We start from the raw sequence: 22,440 nt of genomic DNA, 5'->3' as shown, positions 1-22,440 counted from the left end.
TTATCAAAGATAAATTATTATAATTTTGTACTAATGCAGGTGTTACGAAAACTTCTTTTCCCGATTTCAATAATTTACGGTTTAATAGTATTTTTAAGAAATCGCTGTTATGATTTAGGTGTGTTTAAATCTAAAACGTATGCAACTAAAATAATTTGTGTAGGTAATTTAAGTGTGGGCGGAACTGGGAAGACGCCAATGATAGAGTGGCTAGTTAGATTATTACAAGATAATTATAGTATTGCTATTTTAAGTAGAGGGTATAAACGTAAATCAAAAGGGTTTTTATTATCAGATGATAATACTATTGTTGAAGATTTAGGGGACGAACCCTTTCAATTAAAATCTAAATTTAAAGGAATACATGTTGCTGTTGATGCTAATAGAAGAAATGGTATATCAGAACTTGAGAAAATGGCAAATCCAGATATCATTCTCCTAGATGATGCCTTTCAACACCGAAAAGTAAAACCTGATTATTCCATATTATTAAGCGCATACAATAACTTGTATGTTAATGATTGGTATTTACCCACAGGTAATTTACGAGATGCAAAAAGCGAAGCAAAAAGAGCGAATATTATAATCGTTACAAAATGTCCGGAAGATTTACCAGAATCTAAAAAAAGTAGTATTAGATCGAAAATAAATCCAAAGAGGCATCAAAAGGTTTTGTTTAGTTATTTATCCTATAATAAAAAGTTGAAAGGAAAGGAAATAGACTTAAGTGAGCTCATCAACAAAGAAGTTACTTTAGTTACGGGTATTGCCAATTCGGTTCCTTTAGAGAATTTCTTACAGTTGGAAGGAGTGACTTTTAACCATTTAAAATTTAATGATCATCATTTTTTTACTGAGCAAGAAATTCAATTATTGCAAAAAAAGGAGTGTATACTTACTACAGAGAAAGATTACGTTCGTTTAAAATCAAAAATTTCTAATCTGCATTATATTGAAGTATCTCACGAGTTCAATAAAGAAGATAGGTTGGTGTTTGAACAAACTTTAAAACAATTTATGACAGCGAATTCTTAGGGTTTTTATCAAAAATATTCTCTCCAATTTTTTGATAAAAGACTTCAGGTTTAAAAGGTTTGGTTACAACGTCATTACAGCCTGCTGCATAAAAACTCTCTAAGCTATCATCTAAGGATATTGCCGTTAAAGCTATAATAGGGGTGTCTTGGTTAAATTTTCTAATTTCTATTGTAGCTTCTTCACCACTTATGCCAGGCATATGAATATCCATTAATATGGCATCATAAACATTTTCTTGTGCTAAGGTTATTGCCTCATGACCATTGTTTGCAATATCACTTGTCATTTCTTTTTTAGAAAGCATCTTTTTAGTTATGACTTGGTTTATTTTGTTGTCTTCTACAATTAACAAATGCAGGTTTTTAAAATCGTATTCTCGCGATGTAATTTCGAAAGAAAAATCTTCTGGAATAGCATCCATACTTTTCATTTCAATTTCAAAAAAGAAAGAACTTCCTTGGCCTAATTCGCTCTCTAATTCTATTTTACTATTAAATAGACCTAATAAGCTTTTTACAATGGTTAAGCCTAAACCAGTACCTCCATATTCTCTATTAATTTGAATTGAACCTTGCTCGAACCCTTCAAAAATACTTTTTTGTTTTTCTTTGGATATACCAATACCGTTATCGCTAACTTCAAAATAAATAGTTACATCATCATCTTTTTTGTTAAGTAATTTTGTAATTACTTTTACTTCGCCACCCTTTGTAAACTTGATAGAATTACCAATTAAGTTCATGAAAACTTGAGAAAGTTTCAATGGATCACTTAATAAATGGCCTGGTATATTTGAGTCGTATTCTAAAATTAATTTTGTATTATTTGCTTTAGCGCTTTGACCTAAAGAATTAATAACTTCGTTTATAACCTTATTTAGGTTGAACTCCATATTTAAAGGCTCTAGTTTATTTGCATCAATTTTATTAATGTGTAAAATGTCATTAATAAAATTCAGTAAATAGTCGCCTGAAAATTTCAAGGCCTTTAAATGTTCTTTTTGATGTTCTTCAGGGTTTTCTTCTAAAAGAAGATGAGTAAGGCCTGTTACGGCGTAAAGAGGTGTTCTAAGTTCGTGACTAACGGTAGAAAGAAAATTTGTTTTTGCTTCCATAGCTTGTACTGCCCCGTCTCGCGCAATTTGTAATTCTTTGTTTTTAGTCTGAAGTAAATCGTTGGTTTTTAATTTAATTTGATTGTTTCGGTATAGGGTAACCGCTAGTAGTGAAATTATAATTAAAAAGGCAGAAGTTAATATTGCGGTAAGTTCAGACCTGTTTTGTGATTCTTTTAAGTCTTCAATTTCAACATTTTGTTTTGCAATAACTTCTGTTTTATAATCATCCCTAATTATATCAGCCGTTTTGGCTTCTATTTTTACCTTATCAATATTAAATATTGAATCTTTTAATCGAATTAAATTTTGGCTATTGACTAACGATTTTTGATATAAACCTAGCTTTTCGTAAGTAGAGGTCAATAGGGTGTTTGCCTCTTCAATATCTTTTAAAAAACCATTTTGGTTAGCTATTTTTAATGCATTTTCGCCATTTTTAACTGATTCGGATAAGTTATCTGTAGTCAAATTTAATTTTGCTAGGGTTAAATAAGCCTGACTGGATAAATATTCTTTTTCGTAAATATCCGTATTAATAACTAGTGAATTTAAATTTTTAACAGCACTATCATATTTTTCTAAACTGATGTAAACTTTCGCTTCAGTTAACAATAAGTTGTTGTAAAAATTTCGGTCGTTATTAAGTTGCTTGGCCTCGTTAAGCATAAATAATGCCTGAAAATTTCTATTACTTCTATGTAAGAGTATTGCTTCAATATATTTATGCATTGCATCACCGTATGGATGTGCAATATCTTTCATTAATACGCTAGCACGATCCCAGTAAAATTCTGTATCGCCCTCCTTATTTATTTTTAAGTAAAGTAAGGCTAGCTCATGTAGACTATCAATTAAAGCTTTTACGTCTTCATTTTTTTCAGCAGAACTGGCCGCAGCATTTAACGTCTCAAGAGCTAAATCAATTTTGTCTTGGTTTCTATAAATTCTAGCCTGATCAAAATAAGACTGGGTATCTTCTGATAAAACTTTATTTTGGGAAAATAAATTGGTGGTAGCCACCAAAAATAAAATGGGAACTATTAAAATTTGTAGTACTTTATTTAAAAATAAAATCTTCAAATATATTTTTTATTATTTAAATAATTAATCAAATCAACAATACGACTACTATAGCCAGTTTCATTATCATACCAGCCAATAATTTTCACCATTTTTCCTATTACCGAAGTCATTAAAGAATCAAACGTACAAGAGTAGTAACTATTGTTTATATCTATAGAAACTATTGGGTCTTTGGTGTAATACAATATATTTTTGAATTGATTTTGTGATGCTTTTTCAAATGTAGAGTTTATTTCTTCAATAGTTGTAGTCCTTTTCACATTTAAAGTTATATCTGTTAAGGACCCGTTGGGTACGGGCACTCTAATACCACAACCACCTATGGCGTCGGATAATTCTGGAAAAATTCTTGTTAGTGCTTTCGCTGCTCCAGTTGTGGTAGGTACGATCGACTGGGATGCCGCACGTGCGCGTCTTAAATCTCGATGTGGTTGATCATGTAAACTTTGATCTGTGGTGTAAGAATGTATAGTGGTAATATAAGCTTGTTCAATACCACATAGATCATTGACCACTTTAATCATTGGGGCGGCATTATTTGTGGTACAGGATGCGTTGGATATAATATCATCGGTAGCTAACAGTGTATTTTCATTTATACCAAGGACAATCATTTTTATATCATCTTCCGAAGGTGGTACGGATAGAATAACTTTCTTGGCGCCATTCTTAATATGGAAAGAAAGTGTTTCCCTATCCTTAAATTTACCTGTACATTCCACCACCAAATCAACATTAGTAGTTGACCAATTTATAGTAGATGGGTGAGATTCGTTTAATAATACAATGGGTTTGTCATTGACAATGATATTATTTTCAAAATAGGTGATTGAATGGGGCGATGTACCATGAATACTATCGTATTTTAACAAATGCGAAAGCGTTCTACTATCAGCTAAATCATTTATGGCAACTACATTTAAATGTTCGTGTTGCTGTAATAGGCGGAATAGGGTTCTTCCTATTCTTCCAAAACCATTAATGCCTATATTCAGTTTTTGCATTGTTTGTAGTTGGAGGTGAATATTGCTGAGTACCTTTAAAAAGGATAAAATTCATTTCTTAAATGTAATGAAGAAATGAATCTATTTTTAAAGAATGTGCTTGTGTGCTTTGTAAGATGATCGAACTAAAGCACCACTTTCTACATGTCTAAAGCCCATTTCTAAACCTATATCTTCGTATTTTTTGAATTGATCTGGGGTAATAAATTCCTTTACAGGTAGGTGTTTCTTAGATGGTTGAAGATATTGACCAATGGTAACCACATCTACATTAACACTCCTTAGGTCTGCTAAAGTAGTGATTACTTCATCTTCATGTTCGCCAAGACCCAACATTATTCCAGATTTGGTTCTATTTATGCCTTGCTTTTTAAGATAATTTAAAGCCTCAAGACTACGTTCGTATTTGGCCTGTATGCGTACTTCTCTAGTAAGTCTTTTAACAGTCTCCATATTATGAGATACGACTTCTGGTGAAACAGCAATAATTCGATCTAAATGTTTCTCAATTCCTTGAAAATCTGGAATTAAGGTTTCTAAAGTAGTAGTAGGGTTCATTCTACGAATAGCCTTTACGGTTTCCGCCCAAATAATAGAACCCATATCTTTTAGGTCATCTCTATCAACGGAAGTTATTACGGCATGCGTAATACCCATAATTTTAATTGATCTTGCCACTTTTTCAGGTTCGGCCCAATCAACATTTTCAGGTCTACCGGTTTTTACACCACAAAATCCACATGATCTAGTACATACATTGCCTAAAATCATAAATGTTGCGGTTCCTTCTCCCCAGCATTCGCCCATATTTGGGCAACTACCACTGGTGCATATGGTATGTAAGTCATACTTGTCAACCAAACCTCTTAATTGAGTGTATTTTTTACCTGTTGGTAATTTAACCCTAAGCCACTTAGGCTTACCTTTTGGTGGAGCAACATTTTTATTAAGGACTGTAGACATGCTAATATTTTAAGACAAAGATACAAACTAAAAAGGTGTCAATAAAGAAGAATGACCCTTGAAACAATCATGATTTAAAATGTGAAAATGAATTAGTTTTGATACAATCCTATTTTCTTTCCTTTATGATTTCAGCGAGCAATTTTTTAGCTCTTAATAGCTTTACTTTTACATTGTTAATGGGTTCATTTAGCTTTGCTGCAATTTCCGCATAACTTAATTCATTAAAATATCTGAGATTGATAACTGATTGGTAGTGAGGTTTTAACTTCTTGATATCTCTTAATAAATCTGCTAAATTTTGTTCATGTATTAATTGGTCTTCCATAGAGGGTGTTACATCTAAGGCACTTGAAATTGCATCAACACTACTTCTTGAATCTAAAAGATTTCTTTTGCGTTTACGAACAAGATCAATATGAATGTTCTTTGAAATAGCAATTAACCATGTCTTAAATACATACGTATCGTCATAGGTATGTATTTTATCGAACGCCTTTGAAAATGTTTGAATGGTGATATCTTCACTATCATTTTCATTTTCTGTACGTTTAAGTTGAAATCCATAAACATCGTTCCAAAACATATCTACTAATCGACTAAATGCAATTTGATTGCCTTCTTTCGCTTTACTTATTGTTTCTTCTAAATTGTCTATGTTATTCAAAAATTGGATTTATGGAAAAGGAATTATTTAATATGGATACTTATCTTATTCAGATATTTTATCTTTTTTACAATCTTGTTCGCTTGGTAATTTACCACACATGCCACAAGCTTGGCCATCTTGATTCAAAAAGGGACTTTGGCTTGCACAAGTTCCTGCAAACGCTCCATTTTTTTTGCCCCAAATTTTAATGGCTATACCGGCAAAGGCCAATGCTAACAAACCGATGGTTAAAAGTACTAGTTTCATAAGTAAATTTTTTACAAAGATAAAAAAATAAAGCCCCATAAAAGGGGCTTTAAGAATACTTTATATGGTAAATATTAATAAGCGATATTCGCTACTATATTTTCTACGCTTGGCGTATGGTTGCCACCTTTCTGTTCAATAGTGATGTACCCAACAGCATTTTCAGCATATGGAAGTGCCAAAAGTTTTTGTTGGTCTCCAGCTTCTTCAATTATACCTAGGTTAATCATTTTACCGTTAACCTCTGCCCACATTTGAAAACATTGGCTTTCTGGGATATGAGGTAATTTGCTCACATTTATATAAGATAATTTTTTAACTGGGTTTATATACGCCACCGCTTTAAGATCTTTTGCTTTTTGATTTCCTTTTACGTTGTACTTTTTTGTTTGTGGGTTGTTCAAGACTATAAACTGGTTGCGCACATCTTCCAACTGCTCTTTCATGTTTTCTTCAAGCAATTTTATTTTGTTGCTAACTACACTATTTTCCTCTTGTAAACTCTGATTTTGATTCCAGAAAAAAGTAGAAATTCCAGCAAACATTATCGCAGCAATACTTGCGGCAATTGCATAGCTAACAAATCTTTTTCTTCCTTTTCGCTCAGCTTTTATTCTTGAGTGAATCTTATCTTTTAGGCCTTGTGGAGCTTCAATAGCATACTGTTTAGCGAAAACCTCAAGGTTTTCTTGTAATTCGGCATAGGTTTCTCTTACCTCAGGGTACATGGCAATGTATCTTTCAACCTGCATAGCTTCCATATCTGTAGTGGTGCCTAAAAGGTATTTTTCTAATAAATCAGAATCTAGAAAAATTTTAATTTTGTCTTTCATAATACAATATTTAACATCAAAGCCAAAAGGGCAGGACCATAGATTTTACCTAATTCGCGTAAACCTATTTTTAATCGAGATTTAATAGTTCCTAAAGGTATGTCCAACTCGTCGCTTGCTTCTTGTTGGGTCATGCCTTGAAAGAATAGAGCTTCTAAAACAATTTGATATTTATCTTCAATCTTGCTTAAATGTTCTTTAACATCCATTAAATCTGGCCTTGTACTTTCTACGCCTAAAGTATATACGTCAGAAACATCTATTTGGATTTCCTTATCAGATTTTGTGTTAACACTTCTTAACTTATCAATTGCCGTATTTCTTGTAATTCTAAAAAGCCATGTAAAAAGCTTGGCTTTCTTTGGGTCGTATGTGTCAGCTTTCTTCCAAATTTTAACGAATGATTCCTGTACAACATCTTGTGCAAGGTCAGGATCACGTACAACTTTGTTTGCAACACCAAATAAGGTATCTGCATAATTATCGTACAAGAGTGAAATTGCTTTTTCGTTTCGCTCCTGTAACAATTCAACAATATGGTTTTCTAATAAAGTGCTCATAATTTAAATGATGTACATTATTTTTTAAAAATAGACATCCAAATGCTAAGATTGAACCGTATATGTGTTAACGCTAAATTATAAAATTGATTGTTAATGAAGCGTTTTATGAAAATATATATAAAATAAGTGGTCGGCTGGTAACTGCCCACTTTGTTTTGGTTGGTTTGGTTTGGTAATAACCCTTGTAATTTTTTACAGGGGTTATTTTATTAAATTCACCTCTGGGCTAATTGTTATTTGGAACTGATGTTTAACTTCTTCAATTATCTTTTTTGCGAGGTCTAGAATATCTTTTCCTGTTGCGTTATTGTAATTAACAAGGACTAAGGCTTGGTTTTTATGTACACCGGCATCACCAAAACGTTTTCCTTTAAATCCACATTGCTCAATTAACCATCCTGCAGGTATTTTATATTCTAATTCTGAAATTTTATAATATGGTGCTTGGGGATTTTTTGCGATAAACGTATCAAATATTTCTTTAGAAACTATAGGGTTTTTAAAAAAACTACCACTGTTGCCTAATACTTTTGGGTCGGGTAATTTGCTTTGTCGAATAGCGATTACTGCATTAGAAATATCTTTTATCGTTGGGTTGGTAACGCAGTCATTCTTTAATTGCTCTTCAATAGAACCATATTTGGCATTAATAGTATGGTTTTCCTTGATTAAAGAGAAAGTAACAGAAGTAATTACATATTTATCTTTGCCTTCGTTTTTAAAGTAAGAGTCCCTATACCCAAATTCACAATCTTCCTTTGTTAGCGTAATTAATTTTTGATCTTCAATCCTTATGGCATTACAACTAACAAAACAATCTTTTAATTCAACACCATAAGCACCTATATTTTGTATGGGTGCAGTGCCAGTGTTTCCAGGAATTAATGACATGTTCTCTAGACCGCCAAACCCATTTTCAATGGTCCACATGACCATATCGTGCCAATTTTCACCGGCCATTATCTGTATTTGAACAGTATCGTTAGATTCTGAAATAATATGTTTGCCTTTAATGTTTACGTGAATAAAAAGAGCATCTATAGAATCGGTCAAAAGCATGTTGCTACCACCTCCCAAAAGAATTTTACGAGTATACTCTTTATTGCTAAGAATATCTCGCAACTCCTCAATAGAAACTATTTCTACAAAATATCTAGCGATTGAATCTATACCGAATGTATTGTAATTTTTTAATGAAAAGTGCTCAAGAATTGTCATTATCCTTTATAACTTTTAAGTGCTTCACCAATAATACGAACAGCTCTTTTTAAACTAGCTTGGTCCAAAACATAAGCAATTCTAATTTGGTTTTTACCTAAACCTTCCGTAGCGTAAAAACCAGCAGCAGGTGCTACCATTACAGTTTCATTATCCACTCTAAAATCCTCTAATAACCACTGCGCAAAATGATCAGCATCTTCAATCGGTAATTCGGCGATACAGTAAAAAGCTCCTTGAGGCCTAGCAATCTTTATTCCTTTTATTTTTCCGAGTTCTGCAATTAATAAATTTCTTCTCGCAACATATTCTGTTTTTACTTCCGCAAAGTAGCTATCTGGTGTGTCTAAAGCGGCTTCGCTTGCTATTTGTGCGTAGGTGGGTGGTGAAAGTCTTGCTTGGGCAAATTTTAAAGCGGTGGCTATAAACTCTTTGTTTTTTGAAACTAGATATCCAATTCTAGCACCGCACATACTATATCTTTTAGAAACAGAATCTATGATTATTGCATGTTCATCCAGTCCTTCTTCTTTTAAAATTGATGCATGTACCTTGTTATCATAAGTAAATTCTCTGTACACTTCATCAGCGACTAGAAAAATATTATGTTTTTTTACTAATGCAGCTAATTTTTGTATTTCTTCTTTGCTATACAAATACCCTGTTGGGTTTCCTGGATTACAAATTAATATAGCTTTCGTTCTTGGTGTAATTAGTTTTTCAAAATCCTCGATAGGGGGGAGGGCAAAATTATCTTCTAATTTTGATACAACAGGGACTACTTTTACCCCACAAGCAGTAGCAAATCCATTATAGTTTGCATAAAAGGGTTCTGGTATAATGATTTCATCATTAGAGTCGGCAATGGTATTCATTGCGAAAGCTAATGCTTCAGAACCTCCGGTAGTTACAATAATTTCAGATGCACTGACATTTATGTTGTTTTTAATATAATACCCTGCAATTTTATTTCTAAACTCTTCAGAGCCTTCGGTACGGCTATATTCAAGTACGTTGATGTTGTTGTTTTTAACCGCATCTAATGCTTGTTGGGGGGTTTTAATATCTGGCTGACCTATGTTTAAATGAATTACTTTAACTCCTTTTTTCTTTGCGTTCTCTGCAAACGGAACTAGTTTTCTTATAGGTGATTGAGGCATAGAAAGCCCTTTATTAGAAACAGATGGCATATTATAATATTTTACACAAAAGTGATAAATGATAATGATTCTTACAATTTAATTAGGTTTTATTTGAGATTTATGGATCCTGTTAAAAATAGGTTTTGTATGTAGATTTTATGTATCTTAATAGATGTTAACTAATTCATATCGATTATGTTACATAAAAGTAGAATCCTGTTTCCTGTTATATTATTGTGTTTTATTTTTTCTGGTATAGCACAATCGTATCATTTGCCTAAAGGGAAGAAATTTCATAAAATGAAATTTCAATTAATTAATAACTTAATGATTATACCGGTAGAGGTTAATGGAACGGAACTCTCGTTTGTTTTAGATTCTGGTGTAGGTACTCCAATATTATTCAATTTAGCAGATCAAGATTCAATTCAACTTAATAATGTAACGGAAATTACAATTAATGGTTTAGGGGAAGGGGATGCTATAAATGCATTGAAATCTACAAGTAATTTTGTGAGATTAGGGGATGTTAAAAATGTTTCGCAAGATATTTATGTGGTCATGGATGCAGGTATTAATTTTTCGCCAAGCTTGGGAATCCCAGTACATGGAATAATTGGCTATGATCTATTTAGAGATTTTGTTGTAGATATTAATTATATAAATAAATCAATTAAATTTTATGACCCGAATATGTATTCTTATAAGTTGCCAAAAAATTCTCGTGAAATTAATTTGTCAATAATAGGAAAAAAGGCATATTTGGATGCTAGCGTTATGATTAATAAAACCCAGGAAATACCGGTTAAAATGTTAATGGATACGGGTAGTAGTGACGCTATATGGCTTTTTGAGGATGAACAAATACGATTACCAGAGAAACATTATGATGATTTTTTAGGTAAAGGACTTGCAGGGGATATATATGGTAAGAGAACTAAAATACATCATTTAAAAATAGCCGACTTTGTTTTGAGCAATGCTAAGGCTGCATTTCCAGATATGGAAACCTTTAACACCATTAAGGATTTTGGTGGACGAAACGGTAGTCTAGGTGGAGAGGTGTTTAAACGATTTAATATTGTATTTGATTATCAAAATAGGAGAATGATACTTAAAAAGAATTCTAATTTTGACAAATTATTTCAATATAATATTAGCGGTATTGACTTGCAGCATGCGGGTGTTCGTTATGTATCTGAAAGAATAGCCAATTCTAATGGTGTGGTTTATAATAACGAAAAAACCTACGGGGATGTTCAAATTGTTTTGCAAGGTGCTACTAGGTTAAGTTTGGTTCCGGAAATTGTTGTGTCCGGTATTCGTGCGGGTAGCCCGGCACACTCGGCGGGTTTGCAAGAAGGAGATGTTATTTTAGCTGTAAACGGAAAACGAATTCACCGATATAAATTGCAAGAAATTATGCATTTGTTGAATAATAATAAAGATAAAAGAGTAAAGGTTTTAGTAGAACGGTATAATAATGATTTGTTATTTAGTTTTGTTTTAAAACCATTGTTCGAATAAAAAGTAGGCATAAAAAAAAGTCCAACCGTAAAGTTGGACTTTAATATTTTTAAAATTTAGTTCTTATTTTGTTCCATTAGGCGCTTGTACTTCCCCTTTAATCTTTAAAACCTTTGTAGGGGTATCAGCATTAGAAATTACCGTAATTGCTTTACGAATTGGTCCAACTCTATTGGTATCGTATTTTACTTGAATCTCACCTGTTTTGCCTGGTAAAATTGGATCTTCTGGTTTTTTTGGTATGGTACATCCACAACTAGAACTTACTTTACTCACAATAAGTGGTGCTGTTCCGGTATTTGTGAATTCAAAAACCCTAACTCCGTCAGAACCTTTTGCAATTTCACCATAATCAACAGTCTCTGATTTAAACTCTATTTTGGCAGCAGATTCTTGAGCTGTAAGGCTAAATCCAAGCAAACCAATAAATAATACAAGTACTATTTTTTTCATCATTTTTAATTTTGAGTGGACGTCAAAATTAAATCTTTTCAGATCAACCTCAAAATCCTTTTGTTATACTCTAACGTTACTTATTTTTGTTTCGTATTTAACTTTGGGTAAAATTCAGCTGAAATGACCGTTAGAATGTCAATTCGGCTTTATTTTTAATAATCCAATTTATTATTATTCAAAAACTGTTCCAAATATGGAAATTCCTTCAAAATATAATCCGCAGGCCACAGAATCACATTGGTATGATTACTGGATGAAAAATGGATACTTTCATTCTACACCAGATGAAAGAGAACCTTATAGTATTGTAATACCGCCACCAAACGTAACTGGTATTTTACATATGGGTCATATGTTAAACAATACAATACAAGATGTATTAATAAGGCGAGCTCGCCTTCTAGGTAAAAATGCATGTTGGGTACCCGGTACAGATCATGCATCTATAGCGACAGAAGCAAAAGTTGTTGCAAAACTTAAGGAGCAAGGCATTCATAAGAATGAACTTTCTAGAGAAGAGTTTTTAGAACATGCTTGGGAATGGACACACCAGTATGGTGGTATAATTTTAGAACAGTTAAAAAAATTAGGTTGTTCTTGTGATTGGGACCGTACAGCCTTTACAATGGATAAAGAACGCTATGACAGTGTTATAAAAGTATTTGTTGATCTGTACAATAAAGGACTTATATACCGTGGGTATCGCATGGTAAACTGGGACCCGGAGGCCCAAACTACATTGTCAGATGAAGAGGTTATTTATGAAGAAAAGCAAGGGTTACTTTATTATTTAGCCTATGCTATAGAAGGTTCTAACGAGAAAGTGACTATTGCAACCACGAGACCGGAAACAATATTAGGCGATACAGCTATTTGTATAAATCCTAATGATGAACGTTTTAGACATTTAAAAGGTAAAAAGGTTATTGTGCCAATTTGCAATAGGGTTATTCCAATTATTGAAGATGAGTATGTTGATGTTGAATTTGGTACAGGTTGTTTAAAAGTAACACCTGCGCATGACATAAATGACAAAGCACTAGGAGAAAAGCATAATTTGGAAACTATTGACATCTTTAATGACAATGCCAGCCTCAATAGTTTTGGTATGCATTATGAAGGTAAAGATCGTTTTATAGTGCGAAAAGAAATTTCTAAAGAACTGGAGGAAAAAGGATTTTTGGTAAAAACAGAAACCCATATCAATAAAGTAGGTACTTCAGAAAGAACTAAGGCGGTTATTGAACCAAAACTATCTGATCAATGGTTCCTGAAAATGGAAGATTTGGCAAAGCCCGCTTTAGAGGCTGTAATGGAAAGTGGCGATGTAAAGCTACACCCAAAGAAATTTGATAATACCTATCGTCATTGGATGGAGAATGTTCGCGATTGGAATATTTCTAGACAATTATGGTGGGGTCAGCAAATACCAGCGTTCTATTTTGGCGACGGACAAGAGGATTTTGTTGTTGCTGCTAATTTAGAAGATGCACTAAAACTGGCAAAAGAAAAATCTGGCAAATCAGAATTACAAGAAAGTGACTTGCGACAAGATGCAGATGTTTTGGATACGTGGTTTTCGTCGTGGTTATGGCCAATGAGTGTATTTGGTGGTATAATGGAGCCAGATAATGAAGAGATAAACTATTACTACCCAACAAATGATTTAGTAACAGGTCCGGATATTTTATTTTTCTGGGTTGCTAGAATGATTGTTGCCGGGTATGAGTTTAGAGGTGAAAAACCTTTTGAAAATGTTTATTTCACCGGATTGGTGAGGGATAAGCAACGTAGAAAAATGTCTAAGTCTTTAGGTAATTCGCCCGATGCCTTAAAGCTAATAGAAGATTATGGTGCAGACGGAGTCCGTGTAGGTCTATTATTAAGTTCTGCTGCAGGTAACGATTTAATGTTCGATGAAGATTTATGTCAACAAGGAAAAAACTTTGCCAATAAAATATGGAATGGTTTCCGATTAATAAAAGGTTGGGAAATTGCTGATATACCCCAACCAGAAGCTTCAAAGCTTGGTTTGGAGTGGTATGAGTCTAAGCTGAATAAAACATTATTAGAAATCGAAGATCATTTTAGTAAGTTCCGTATTTCAGATGCTTTAATGTCTATCTATAAATTGGTTTGGGACGATTATAGTTCTTCCTTATTAGAGATTATAAAACCAGCTTACCAACAACCAATAGATAGAACCACTTTTGATAAGGTGATTCAGTTGTTTGAGCAGAACCTAAAATTATTGCATCCTTTTATGCCATTTTTGACAGAAGAAGTTTGGCAGCATATTGCAAAGAGAGAAGAGAGTGAGGCATTAGTAATAGCAAAATGGCCAACGGTAGGTAAAATTGATGAAGAATTAATAGCTCAATTCGATTTCGCTGCTGAGGTCATTGCTGGAGTAAGAACCATCAGAAAAAACAAGAACATTCCAATGAAAGAAGCATTGGAGTTGTCAGTTTTAAATTCTGAGGAAGCTAGCAAACGTTGGGATGTTGTCATTTCTAAACTGACTAATGTATCTGATATTAGTTATTTAGACGCGCAGTTAGAAGGCGCTTTGACCTTCCGTGTAAAAAGTAACGAATACTTTGTGCCAATGGAAGGAGCTATTGATATTGAAGCAGAAATCGTTAAGATCAACGAAGAGTTAAAATATACTAAAGGATTCTTGGTATCTGTTCAGAAGAAACTTTCTAATGAACGATTTGTAAGCAATGCACCTGAAAAAGTAATAGCGATAGAGCGTCAAAAAATGGCAGATGCTGAGGCTAAAATTGAAACTTTAGAAAAAAGTTTAGCGAGTTTGGGGTAATACTTTAATCTCATAAATAAACAAAGCCTCTTTCCTACTTAATTGGGAATGAGGCTTTTTCAATTGTTAAAAGTATGTAGCTAATCATGTTGTTTTCGTACTTTTAAATAGAACATAAAAAAGCTGAGAAGATGAAACCACTAAAAAAAGAAGATATCAAGCAAGAGGTATTTGACCTCTATGACGCGTATGCGCATAATAAACTAGAACGACGGGACTTTGTGCAAAAACTATCCATGTACGCCGTAGGTGGTATTACGGTGCCTTCGTTAATGAGTTTTTTAATGCCCGATTATGAGAATACATTTTTAGTAGATAAAAATAATCCGGATTTAGATTCAGGGTTTATCACCTATAATTCGGCTAAAGGTTGTGGCGAGATAAAGGCATTGCTTTCTAAGCCAAAATCAGCAGAAGATAAGTTGCCAGGTATCGTAGTTGTTCATGAAAACAGAGGGTTAAATCCGTATATAGAAGATACTGCAAGAAGAGCGGCATTGGCAGGTTTTATAACTATTGCTCCAGATGCATTAAGCCCTTTGGGTGGCTACCCTGGTAATGATGACGAAGGTAGGGAAATGCAAAGAAAACGGGATAGAGATGAAATGCTAGAAGATTTTATAGCAGCATTTGAGTATTTAAAGAATCACGAGGGTTGCAATGGAAAAATTGGTGTAGTAGGTTTTTGTTTCGGTGGATGGATTTCAAACATGATGGCAGTAAAAGTGCCAGATTTGGCAGCTGCTGTGCCATTTTACGGAGGCCAGCCAACGGAAGGCATAGAAAATATTAATGCCCCGTTAATGTTGCAATTTGCAGGTCTAGACGAACGTGTAAACGCCGGATGGCCAGCTTATGAAAAAGCGTTAAATGAACATGGAAAAGAAAATGTGGCATACTTCTACCCAGATGTAAATCATGGTTTCCACAATACGTCTACACCTAGGTATGATGAACCTGCAGCGGAATTGGCTTGGTCACGTACCATTGAATTTTTTAAAGAAAAGTTAGTGTAAAGGACTGATTTTGAAAACTTGTAAATATGTTTATTTTCGTGAAGCTTCTGATTTAGAGCTAGTAATCAATTGATTTGAGTTAAGCTTACAGCGTTAATCTTTTTAGTTTTGTAGTATAAACAATCTAAAAAACACACATTATGAGAAGTCTATTATGGTTAGTAGCAGTTATTTGTATAATTATATGGTTATTGGGAATGTTAGGTATTGTGCCTGGTCTTGCAACGGGTAGTTTGGTACACATTTTATTGGTAATTGCGGTTATTGTTATTCTTTACAATATTATATCAGGTAAAAAGGTATTATAAGGTAATTTGTAGAAATCATTTTATCAAAAGTTATATGAACCCTTGATTAATTTCAAGGGTTTTTTTATGGTTAAATAGTATCTTTATTACTATGATAAGACCTTACATACTTGCAGAAACCAATTGGGAGCACTTAAAAGATGAACAAATAGATTTGGCAATTTTGCCTTGGGGAGCTACAGAGGCTCATAATTATCACTTACCCTATGGCACCGATAATTATCAAGCGCAGAGTATGATAGAATCAGCTGCTAAATTATCTTGGGAAAAAGGTAAAAAAGTTATTGTTCTGCCTACAATCCCTTATGGAGTGAATACAGGACAGAAAGATATTTATTTGGATATGAATCTTAATCCATCTACACAACTGGCCATTCTAAAAGATTTAGTGACAGTTTTAAATAGGCAAGGTATTTACAAATTGTTATTGTTTAATGGTCATGGTGGCAACAATTTTAAACCGATCGTTAGAGAATTAGGTCTGTTGTTTCCTAAAATGTTCATCAGCTTTTGCTTTTTTCCACCCATGCTCGATAAATCGTTATATTTCAAAGAAAAAGGCGACCATGCCGATGAGATGGAAACTAGTTTAATGCTATACCTAAGACCAGATTTGGTATTGCCAAAAGAAAAATGGGGTAGTGGAAGTTCTAAATCTTTTAAAATACAAGCGATTAATGAAGGTTGGGCTTGGGCAGAAAGACAATGGTCAAAAGTAAGTAGCGACACCGGTATTGGTAATCCAGAATTTGCTACGGCAGAAAAGGGAGAACGTTTTTTCCATGATGTTTGCTATAAATTGGATGAATTATTATGTGATTTATGTGATGCAGATATTGATGATCTATATGAATAAAATAGCAACGATTTATTTTTAACTATTTTCAAATGGTTATTTTTTTCCTTATAGTTTTTAAAACTGTATGAGTCGGGGAGGTAACGGGAGCTTCTAATCTTAAGGAAACTAAGACACTTAAAAGGATGATGTTTTTAAATATATATTGTCCTGTTAAGGTAAAGGCGGCTTCTTCGTTTCCAAAAATTTGATTCGATAGAATGAATAAAGGCGAAAAAGTGAATAAAACATGAAAGATTGCCAAATTTAGAATGATTGTTTTTTGCAAATTAAATAGTAGACAAATTCCAATAACTGTTTCAAATAATGCCAAAAGTAATAGGCATAATTGAGTAGGAATAAGCCCCATGGTCAATATGGTTATCGTTTCACCGGCCAATTGTTCGGCCGGACTCCAATGTGGTACAAATTTTACCACTCCAAAAAGTAGGTACACTATTCCTATACTTCTAGATAATATAAAATTTTTAAATACTTCGTTTTGCATTTAATTAGGATTTTGGGTTTTTATTTAGTTTTGAATTCGTTCATGAATTCTGGTGGAACAGGAACCTTATTAGAGGAAAACCGGTAAGAAACAGCAAAATTGATAACATAATCAGCAAAAGCTGCATCGCCGTGTCTTGGGTTTCCGGTTTGTATTTCTGTCTGAATATCCGTAATGCTTTGTGGACGTTCACGACGAATTGCAAATGGTACATTAAGGTTTAAAGAAAAATTACTTTTATTAAAACCAATACCAGGATCAATGGAGAGAACATTTCCGGGTCTTCTAAACCCTTCGTTACCGCCTATCAAATCTTTTACGGGTACACAGTCAAAACGCGCTCCTAAAGAGCTGGATATGGTTGGACTTAGGGAATAGCTCAACCCGGTTCTTACAGAATATTGGTCAGGGACTGCCATAATGGATTCATTTTCTAAAAGTGGACTTAATGTTTCTCTAAATGTTCTAATACCATTTATTTCCCTTGGGTTTAAGAGATAAAAACCACTTGCATATGAAAATAGTCCGTTGGTAAGTTTTTGATACCACTGAAAATCGGCCGTGAATCCAAAACCACCGTCTCCAGGTTGTATCGATTGGTCTACTGGTCGGGTCTGTGGTTCATTATTTAGTCCAACATTATAAAAAATATCGGACGCATTGTAATTACCCGTCGGCAATTTTACCCCAAGTCCTATGGCAATATTACCCTTCGGGTTAGTTTCCAACGGTAATAACCACCATCCCACGCCAAGGCGAACGTCTCCCAAACCTCTGGAAAAAGTGGTATTTCGTTCGTTTCTACCATGTTCATAAAGTGAAGATCTCGAGTTGAAAACAGTAGGTATGGTAATACTGGTATAAACGCGATCACTGATACCATAGGTTAGAAAAAAATCAGTGCTATGCGAAAAATTAATTACTTCGGTATTGTTGGTTATACGATCCGGCTCTTCATGGGTGCCTCTAAAATGTCTGTAAGATTTAAAATATCGGTAATTTAACCCTAATTGTATATCGCCTTTGTTTAAAACATTATTTTCAAGACTACTGCCAACGCAAGAAGAAAAGTGACGGATGGCTACACAGCCTTGCGCAGTGAGAAATGATGTTGTAAATAAAAAAAATAATAGGGTAATGTGGTAAAGTTTGATAATCATGATGGTCGGTTTTTGGCTATTGATAAAAAATGGTCAATCCTACATTTCAAAGGATTGACCACTCTGAAAAAAATGCAAATGCATAGTTTCCAATTAAAATAAATTACTCAACTACCGCAAAATTATAGAAATCTAGTAAAGGTGATAACTAAGCATATATCAATAAAGATTAATGAAAGGTTAATGCAGTTAATGAAAGATTAAGATTTGTTAATTTAACGCCATAATTCTGTTTCTTTAAGGGAGCATTGTGAAAAAAAGAAATATTTACATAACGATATTTTTAGTTTCTATCATTGGTTTGGCTATTGTGCAATACCAATATTTACGAATAGGGTTGAGTTTGGCCAAAGTTCAGTTCAACACCCAGCTTGGTGAAGTAAGTAAAGAGATAGCCGATGGACTGGAAACAAAAAATCAATTGACGTTTTTGATTGTAAGTGCTTTAAAGGAAGATACATCTTACTTTAACGATAGTGTTGGGAGTGTTCAAGATGCGTCTAAGTATTTTTTAAATGATTTTTTAACCGAAAAGTTGGTGAGGGCGGGTATAGAAACCGAATTTACTTATACGCTGCAAACAAAGGATTCCTTGTATTACCTTCAATCAGCTAATAGGTTCGATGAAGATGAGGAAATGGTAAGTTATCCTATAGAATTAAGCGGTTATTTGCCAAAAGAATTTGGAGCTAAAGTAGTGCTACAAATGCAGTTCAAAAATTTAAATACTTATTTTTTAGCTAAATTGAATGGACTAACCGTACCTAGTTTATTGTTTATTATGGGTATTTGTATAGCGGTCATTTGGGTTTTGCGAACGTATTATTGGCAACAAAATGTAATTACAACTACAAATGAATTTATAAATAACCTAACCCATGAATTGAAGACCCCTGTTTTCTCAATAGGTCTTGCTACAAAAATTTTGGAGGACAAAGCTAATGAAAATCAAGTACCACTTTTGAAAATTATTAAACAACAAGTAAATCGCCTTACTGTACAGATAGAAAAAGTATTGGAATTAGGCAGCTTGGAGTCGAACTTTAATGTGTTGAAACTTAACAATGTTGATTTTAAACCTTATGTGGAAAAAATATGTCATGAATTTAAAACGTTGGTTTCTATGGAGAAGGTGCAATTTAGCTATCACTTAGAAACTGGTAATTATACGATTAAAGCAGAAGTGTTTCATCTTGAAAATGCGTTGAACAACATTCTTGATAACGCAAAAAAATATGCTAAAGATCCAGTGATAACGCTTTCTGCATATGTAGAGAATAGAAAATTATCGATTAAGATATGTGATAATGGGAGTGGAATAGATAGCGAAGATCAAGATAAAATATTCTTAAAATATTTTAGGGTGAAGAATATGGAGAATGAAGCTGTAGAGGGTTATGGACTGGGGCTTAGTTATGTGAAAAAGGTAGTAGAAAAACATCATGGCAAAGTTGTAGTAGAGAGTGAAAAAGGAGTGGGTACAAGCGTACTAATAAGAATACCGTTGTGTCATGAATAATGAGAAATATAAGTTACTGTTGGTCGAAGACAGTCAGGATCTTGGGTATTTATTGACCGAATATCTTCGTATTAAAAATTTTGAGGTAAAATGGTTAAAAAGGGCTCAAGAGGCACTAAAACATTTACAAAATATTGCTTATGATATGGCAATTTTGGATGTTACTATGCCCGAAATGGATGGTTTTGAATTGGCAAAACAGATAAAAACTCAATTTCCTGAATTGCCTTTTATATTTTTAACGGCACGTTCATTAAAGGTTGATGTGTTAAAGGGCTTTCATTTAGGGGCGGTAGATTATTTAAAAAAACCGATTGATGAAGAGGAATTAGTAATCAGGATTGAGAATTTACTTGCTAGAATAGCGGGTACAAAACAAGAGGTTTCAACAACAACCCAATTTAAATTAGGTGCTTATAATTTCAATTCACTCAATCAAGAACTTTGTATAGGTTCACAGGTAATTTACATGACGAATAAAGAGAGTGAATTACTTCATTTTTTGGCCATGAGGACAAATGAGTTGTGCAGTCATAAAGATATTTTGTTGAAACTTTGGGGTAATAACGATTACTTTAATAGAAAAAGTTTAAATGTGTTTATAACAAGGCTTAGAAAATATTTAGGACAAGATCCAGAAATTTGTATAGATAATATTCACGGTCAAGGTTTTATCTTGCGAACAGGTAATTAAAATTTTGTTATTTTAATTCTTTGCCAACTAATTCTATATATGATTTCATAGCCTGTTTTTTGCTCATATTCTTAGCTTGGAATAACGCATTAGCTTTAAACGCATTTATTAAGGGTGTTTTACTGCCAGGGTTGTCGAAATTTGAATTAGCAATTTTAAAATATGCATAAAGCTTTAGAAGTACATCTGCAGGTATTGGTTCTGTAAAGCTATTAACATAAGCTACGGCTTCTTCAAATTCAATGTGAGGTTTCTTCTTTTTCATTTGGGTCAACAAAAGTGGCTATACATGTTCCTGCGCCTTTTACTTTTTGGTTCAGTTGCACATTTATTTGGCAGTCTAAAGGTAAGAATAAGTCTACCCTTGAACCAAATTTTATAAAACCTGCGTCATCACCTTGTTGAACACTTTCACCTTTTTCGGCGTAATTAACAATTCGTTTTGCCAATGCTCCCGCTATTTGCCTATATAGTATTTCACCAAATTTTGGTGTTTTTATGACAACGGTAGTTCTCTCGTTCTCCTCACTAGATTTTGGATGCCATGCTACCAAAAATTTTCCTGGGTGATATTTGGAAAATGTAATACTTCCACTTGCGGGGTATCTAGTAACATGTACATTAATTGGAGACATGAATATAGACACTTGCTTTCTTTTATCTTTGAAATATTCTTTTTCAAATACCTCTTCAATTACTACGACCTTGCCATCAACAGGGGACAAAATTTCATTAAAATCTTTTACGGCTATTCTTTTTGGATTTCTAAAGAATTGAAGAATTATAATCAATATAGCTAGCCCCGTTAATTGAATAAGTAGTTTTAACCAAGATATATCAATAAAATAATGGGCCAATATTACACTTATGCCTACAAAGCAAAAAGAAAACAAGATTATTTTTTGTCCCTCTCTATGAAACATAACTAAAAATATTTAATGTTAAATAAGCAAATGGTGCAGCAAATACCAAGCTATCTAAGCGGTCTAGCATACCACCATGTCCTGGTAATATAGCTCCACTATCTTTTACGCCTGCTGCTCTTTTAAGTTTAGATTCTATTAAATCCCCTAAACTGCCTGATACTACAATTACCGTTGCTAAAATCATCCATTGTATTGGACTTATTAATTCTTCAAAGGTAGCCATTAAGTATGCTGCTGCAAGTGCAAATATAAATCCACCTATAGTACCTTCAAAAGTTTTTTTTGGAGAAACCGATGGGAATAATTTTGTTCTACCAATACTTTTTCCTACTAAATAAGCGAAGGAATCATTTACCCATATTAATATAAAAATTCCCATTATTAATAATTTGGCAAATGCATCGTTTTTATAAGGTATCATCGTTAGAAAAATACATCCGCCCCCGATATAAAAAAGACCAACTATAAACTTCATTGCGGTATTGAATTTTATTGGTTTTTTAGTGAAAAGATTAACTAATAAATAAACATCAACAACTATGGTTATCAGCATTAAAATATTGACAATTTGTTGGTCTTTGACTAAATAAATAAAAGTCCACCATAGCGCTAAATAGGCGGCGAATATATAGTAACCTCTTAGTCTTACAAGTTTTTTGTATTCATACAAGCATGCAAGTCCAAAGGTCATAAATAAAAAATCGAAAGCATCAGAACTCAAAAAGACTGCGGACAACAATAAAATTATGTATACAGCCCCGGTTAATGACCTTCTTAAAATTTCTTTCAT

Annotated in this window: 23 protein-coding genes; 8 read left to right on the top strand and 15 right to left on the bottom strand. The window is 33.3% G+C overall.

Features of this window, described 5'->3' with window-relative positions:
• Positions 1-33 precede the first annotated feature (33 nt).
• Positions 34-1,035: a tetraacyldisaccharide 4'-kinase gene (gene lpxK / locus BTR34_RS03680; protein ID WP_068484391.1), complete on the top strand. Its 1,002-nt coding sequence runs from the start codon at positions 34-36 to the stop codon at positions 1,033-1,035.
• Here lpxK and BTR34_RS03675 read toward each other — a convergent pair.
• The 9 genes from BTR34_RS03675 to BTR34_RS03635 all read right to left on the bottom strand — a co-directional run bounded on the left by BTR34_RS03675 (position 1,016) and on the right by BTR34_RS03635 (position 9,925).
• Positions 1,016-3,235 carry a hybrid sensor histidine kinase/response regulator gene (locus BTR34_RS03675; protein ID WP_068484389.1) on the bottom strand — a complete coding sequence of 740 codons (2,220 nt, stop codon included), beginning with the start codon at positions 3,233-3,235 and terminating at the stop codon, positions 1,016-1,018. The genes lpxK and BTR34_RS03675 overlap by 20 nt on opposite strands.
• Complete coding sequence (gene gap, locus BTR34_RS03670) at positions 3,232-4,242, bottom strand: type I glyceraldehyde-3-phosphate dehydrogenase (protein ID WP_068484387.1); 1,011 nt, start codon at positions 4,240-4,242, stop codon at positions 3,232-3,234. The genes BTR34_RS03675 and gap overlap by 4 nt, the downstream gene beginning before the upstream one ends.
• 87 nt (positions 4,243-4,329) lie before the next feature.
• Positions 4,330-5,205: a lipoyl synthase gene (lipA, locus tag BTR34_RS03665; RefSeq protein ID WP_068484385.1), complete on the bottom strand. Its 876-nt coding sequence runs from the start codon at positions 5,203-5,205 to the stop codon at positions 4,330-4,332.
• A gap of 109 nt (positions 5,206-5,314) precedes the next feature.
• Positions 5,315-5,872, bottom strand: coding sequence for an RNA polymerase sigma factor (locus tag BTR34_RS03660; RefSeq protein WP_068484383.1), 558 nt, complete (start codon positions 5,870-5,872; stop codon positions 5,315-5,317).
• A gap of 45 nt (positions 5,873-5,917) precedes the next feature.
• Positions 5,918-6,121, bottom strand: a complete 204-nt coding sequence (locus tag BTR34_RS03655; RefSeq protein WP_068484413.1) for a membrane or secreted protein — start codon at positions 6,119-6,121, stop codon at positions 5,918-5,920.
• A gap of 74 nt (positions 6,122-6,195) precedes the next feature.
• Positions 6,196-6,954 carry an anti-sigma factor domain-containing protein gene (locus tag BTR34_RS03650; RefSeq protein WP_068484381.1) on the bottom strand — a complete coding sequence of 253 codons (759 nt, stop codon included), beginning with the start codon at positions 6,952-6,954 and terminating at the stop codon, positions 6,196-6,198.
• On the bottom strand, positions 6,951-7,514 hold the full coding sequence (locus BTR34_RS03645) for an RNA polymerase sigma factor (RefSeq protein WP_068484379.1): 564 nt from the start codon (positions 7,512-7,514) through the stop codon (positions 6,951-6,953). The genes BTR34_RS03650 and BTR34_RS03645 overlap by 4 nt, the downstream gene beginning before the upstream one ends.
• Before the next feature lie 204 nt (positions 7,515-7,718).
• The gene (gene murB / locus BTR34_RS03640; protein WP_068484377.1) at positions 7,719-8,735 is read right to left on the bottom strand and encodes a UDP-N-acetylmuramate dehydrogenase; all 1,017 of its coding nucleotides are present in this window, start codon (positions 8,733-8,735) and stop codon (positions 7,719-7,721) included.
• Positions 8,735-9,925, bottom strand: a complete 1,191-nt coding sequence (locus BTR34_RS03635; RefSeq protein WP_068484374.1) for a pyridoxal phosphate-dependent aminotransferase — start codon at positions 9,923-9,925, stop codon at positions 8,735-8,737. The genes murB and BTR34_RS03635 overlap by 1 nt, the downstream gene beginning before the upstream one ends.
• 252 nt (positions 9,926-10,177) lie before the next feature.
• Between BTR34_RS03635 and BTR34_RS03630 the strand changes: the two genes are divergently transcribed.
• Positions 10,178-11,404, top strand: coding sequence for an aspartyl protease family protein (locus tag BTR34_RS03630; protein WP_235843193.1), 1,227 nt, complete (start codon positions 10,178-10,180; stop codon positions 11,402-11,404).
• 63 nt (positions 11,405-11,467) lie between these two features.
• Here BTR34_RS03630 and BTR34_RS03625 read toward each other — a convergent pair whose 3' ends face one another.
• Complete coding sequence (locus BTR34_RS03625) at positions 11,468-11,860, bottom strand: DUF1573 domain-containing protein (protein ID WP_082960155.1); 393 nt, start codon at positions 11,858-11,860, stop codon at positions 11,468-11,470.
• A gap of 193 nt (positions 11,861-12,053) precedes the next feature.
• Here BTR34_RS03625 and BTR34_RS03620 point away from each other — a divergent pair, with 193 nt between their 5' ends.
• The 4 genes from BTR34_RS03620 (at position 12,054) to BTR34_RS03610 (ending at position 16,864) form a co-directional block, all read left to right on the top strand.
• Positions 12,054-14,684: a valine--tRNA ligase gene (locus tag BTR34_RS03620; protein WP_068484370.1), complete on the top strand. Its 2,631-nt coding sequence runs from the start codon at positions 12,054-12,056 to the stop codon at positions 14,682-14,684.
• 131 nt (positions 14,685-14,815) lie between these two features.
• Positions 14,816-15,700: a dienelactone hydrolase family protein gene (locus BTR34_RS03615; RefSeq protein WP_068484369.1), complete on the top strand. Its 885-nt coding sequence runs from the start codon at positions 14,816-14,818 to the stop codon at positions 15,698-15,700.
• Positions 15,701-15,840: 140 nt separating this feature from the next.
• Complete coding sequence (locus BTR34_RS18685; protein ID WP_027067903.1) at positions 15,841-16,008, top strand: lmo0937 family membrane protein; 168 nt, start codon at positions 15,841-15,843, stop codon at positions 16,006-16,008.
• A gap of 91 nt (positions 16,009-16,099) precedes the next feature.
• On the top strand, positions 16,100-16,864 hold the full coding sequence (locus BTR34_RS03610) for a creatininase family protein (RefSeq protein WP_197496158.1): 765 nt from the start codon (positions 16,100-16,102) through the stop codon (positions 16,862-16,864).
• A 28-nt stretch (positions 16,865-16,892) separates the two neighbouring features.
• Here the strand turns inward: BTR34_RS03610 and BTR34_RS03605 are convergent, their stop codons facing one another.
• Together BTR34_RS03605 and BTR34_RS03600 are read right to left on the bottom strand one after the other, a co-directional pair.
• A complete protein-coding gene (locus BTR34_RS03605) occupies positions 16,893-17,351 on the bottom strand; it encodes a hypothetical protein (protein ID WP_068484367.1) in 459 nt (152 codons plus the stop codon).
• A gap of 20 nt (positions 17,352-17,371) precedes the next feature.
• Complete coding sequence (locus BTR34_RS03600) at positions 17,372-18,511, bottom strand: protein involved in meta-pathway of phenol degradation (RefSeq protein ID WP_068484365.1); 1,140 nt, start codon at positions 18,509-18,511, stop codon at positions 17,372-17,374.
• 250 nt (positions 18,512-18,761) lie between these two features.
• Here BTR34_RS03600 and BTR34_RS03595 point away from each other — a divergent pair, with 250 nt between their 5' ends.
• Positions 18,762-20,030 (top strand): sensor histidine kinase, encoded by a 1,269-nt coding sequence (locus BTR34_RS03595; RefSeq protein WP_082960154.1) that lies wholly within the window; start codon positions 18,762-18,764, stop codon positions 20,028-20,030.
• Positions 20,023-20,724 (top strand): response regulator transcription factor, encoded by a 702-nt coding sequence (locus BTR34_RS03590; RefSeq protein ID WP_068484361.1) that lies wholly within the window; start codon positions 20,023-20,025, stop codon positions 20,722-20,724. The genes BTR34_RS03595 and BTR34_RS03590 overlap by 8 nt, the downstream gene beginning before the upstream one ends.
• A gap of 7 nt (positions 20,725-20,731) precedes the next feature.
• On the opposite strand, the gene BTR34_RS03585 is transcribed toward BTR34_RS03590, so the two are convergent.
• Genes BTR34_RS03585 through BTR34_RS03575 form a run of 3 tightly spaced genes read right to left on the bottom strand, consistent with a single transcriptional unit; the run spans position 20,732 to position 22,440 of the window.
• Positions 20,732-20,989, bottom strand: coding sequence for an acyl-CoA-binding protein (locus BTR34_RS03585; protein ID WP_068484359.1), 258 nt, complete (start codon positions 20,987-20,989; stop codon positions 20,732-20,734).
• On the bottom strand, positions 20,964-21,647 hold the full coding sequence (locus BTR34_RS03580) for a phosphatidylserine decarboxylase family protein (protein ID WP_068484357.1): 684 nt from the start codon (positions 21,645-21,647) through the stop codon (positions 20,964-20,966). The genes BTR34_RS03585 and BTR34_RS03580 overlap by 26 nt, the downstream gene beginning before the upstream one ends.
• Positions 21,637-22,440: a phosphatidate cytidylyltransferase gene (locus BTR34_RS03575; RefSeq protein WP_068484355.1), complete on the bottom strand. Its 804-nt coding sequence runs from the start codon at positions 22,438-22,440 to the stop codon at positions 21,637-21,639. The genes BTR34_RS03580 and BTR34_RS03575 overlap by 11 nt, the downstream gene beginning before the upstream one ends.

It is taken from the genome of Maribacter hydrothermalis (genome assembly GCF_001913155.1).
Lineage (GTDB): Bacteria > Bacteroidota > Bacteroidia > Flavobacteriales > Flavobacteriaceae > Maribacter > Maribacter hydrothermalis.
Note: the sequence above shows the minus strand (reverse complement) of the source record. Positions and strands in the feature narration are given on the sequence as shown.

Excerpts from the sequence above, each read along its gene's own strand:
- lpxK (WP_068484391.1), top strand. The coding sequence starts at position 34 with ATGCAGGTGTTACGAAAACTTCTTTTCCCGATTTCAATAATTTACGGT.
- gap (WP_068484387.1), bottom strand. The coding sequence starts at position 4,242 with ATGCAAAAACTGAATATAGGCATTAATGGTTTTGGAAGAATAGGAAGA.
- lipA (WP_068484385.1), bottom strand. The coding sequence starts at position 5,205 with ATGTCTACAGTCCTTAATAAAAATGTTGCTCCACCAAAAGGTAAGCCT.
- BTR34_RS03655 (WP_068484413.1), bottom strand. The coding sequence starts at position 6,121 with ATGAAACTAGTACTTTTAACCATCGGTTTGTTAGCATTGGCCTTTGCC.
- BTR34_RS03650 (WP_068484381.1), bottom strand. The coding sequence starts at position 6,954 with ATGAAAGACAAAATTAAAATTTTTCTAGATTCTGATTTATTAGAAAAA.
- BTR34_RS03645 (WP_068484379.1), bottom strand. The coding sequence starts at position 7,514 with ATGAGCACTTTATTAGAAAACCATATTGTTGAATTGTTACAGGAGCGA.
- murB (WP_068484377.1), bottom strand. The coding sequence starts at position 8,735 with ATGACAATTCTTGAGCACTTTTCATTAAAAAATTACAATACATTCGGT.
- BTR34_RS03635 (WP_068484374.1), bottom strand. The coding sequence starts at position 9,925 with ATGCCATCTGTTTCTAATAAAGGGCTTTCTATGCCTCAATCACCTATA.
- BTR34_RS03630 (WP_235843193.1), top strand. The coding sequence starts at position 10,178 with ATGAAATTTCAATTAATTAATAACTTAATGATTATACCGGTAGAGGTT.
- BTR34_RS03625 (WP_082960155.1), bottom strand. The coding sequence starts at position 11,860 with ATGATGAAAAAAATAGTACTTGTATTATTTATTGGTTTGCTTGGATTT.
- BTR34_RS03620 (WP_068484370.1), top strand. The coding sequence starts at position 12,054 with ATGGAAATTCCTTCAAAATATAATCCGCAGGCCACAGAATCACATTGG.
- BTR34_RS03615 (WP_068484369.1), top strand. The coding sequence starts at position 14,816 with ATGAAACCACTAAAAAAAGAAGATATCAAGCAAGAGGTATTTGACCTC.
- BTR34_RS18685 (WP_027067903.1), top strand. The coding sequence starts at position 15,841 with ATGAGAAGTCTATTATGGTTAGTAGCAGTTATTTGTATAATTATATGG.
- BTR34_RS03610 (WP_197496158.1), top strand. The coding sequence starts at position 16,100 with ATGATAAGACCTTACATACTTGCAGAAACCAATTGGGAGCACTTAAAA.
- BTR34_RS03605 (WP_068484367.1), bottom strand. The coding sequence starts at position 17,351 with ATGCAAAACGAAGTATTTAAAAATTTTATATTATCTAGAAGTATAGGA.
- BTR34_RS03600 (WP_068484365.1), bottom strand. The coding sequence starts at position 18,511 with ATGATTATCAAACTTTACCACATTACCCTATTATTTTTTTTATTTACA.
- BTR34_RS03590 (WP_068484361.1), top strand. The coding sequence starts at position 20,023 with ATGAATAATGAGAAATATAAGTTACTGTTGGTCGAAGACAGTCAGGAT.
- BTR34_RS03585 (WP_068484359.1), bottom strand. The coding sequence starts at position 20,989 with ATGAAAAAGAAGAAACCTCACATTGAATTTGAAGAAGCCGTAGCTTAT.
- BTR34_RS03580 (WP_068484357.1), bottom strand. The coding sequence starts at position 21,647 with ATGTTTCATAGAGAGGGACAAAAAATAATCTTGTTTTCTTTTTGCTTT.
- BTR34_RS03575 (WP_068484355.1), bottom strand. The coding sequence starts at position 22,440 with ATGAAAGAAATTTTAAGAAGGTCATTAACCGGGGCTGTATACATAATT.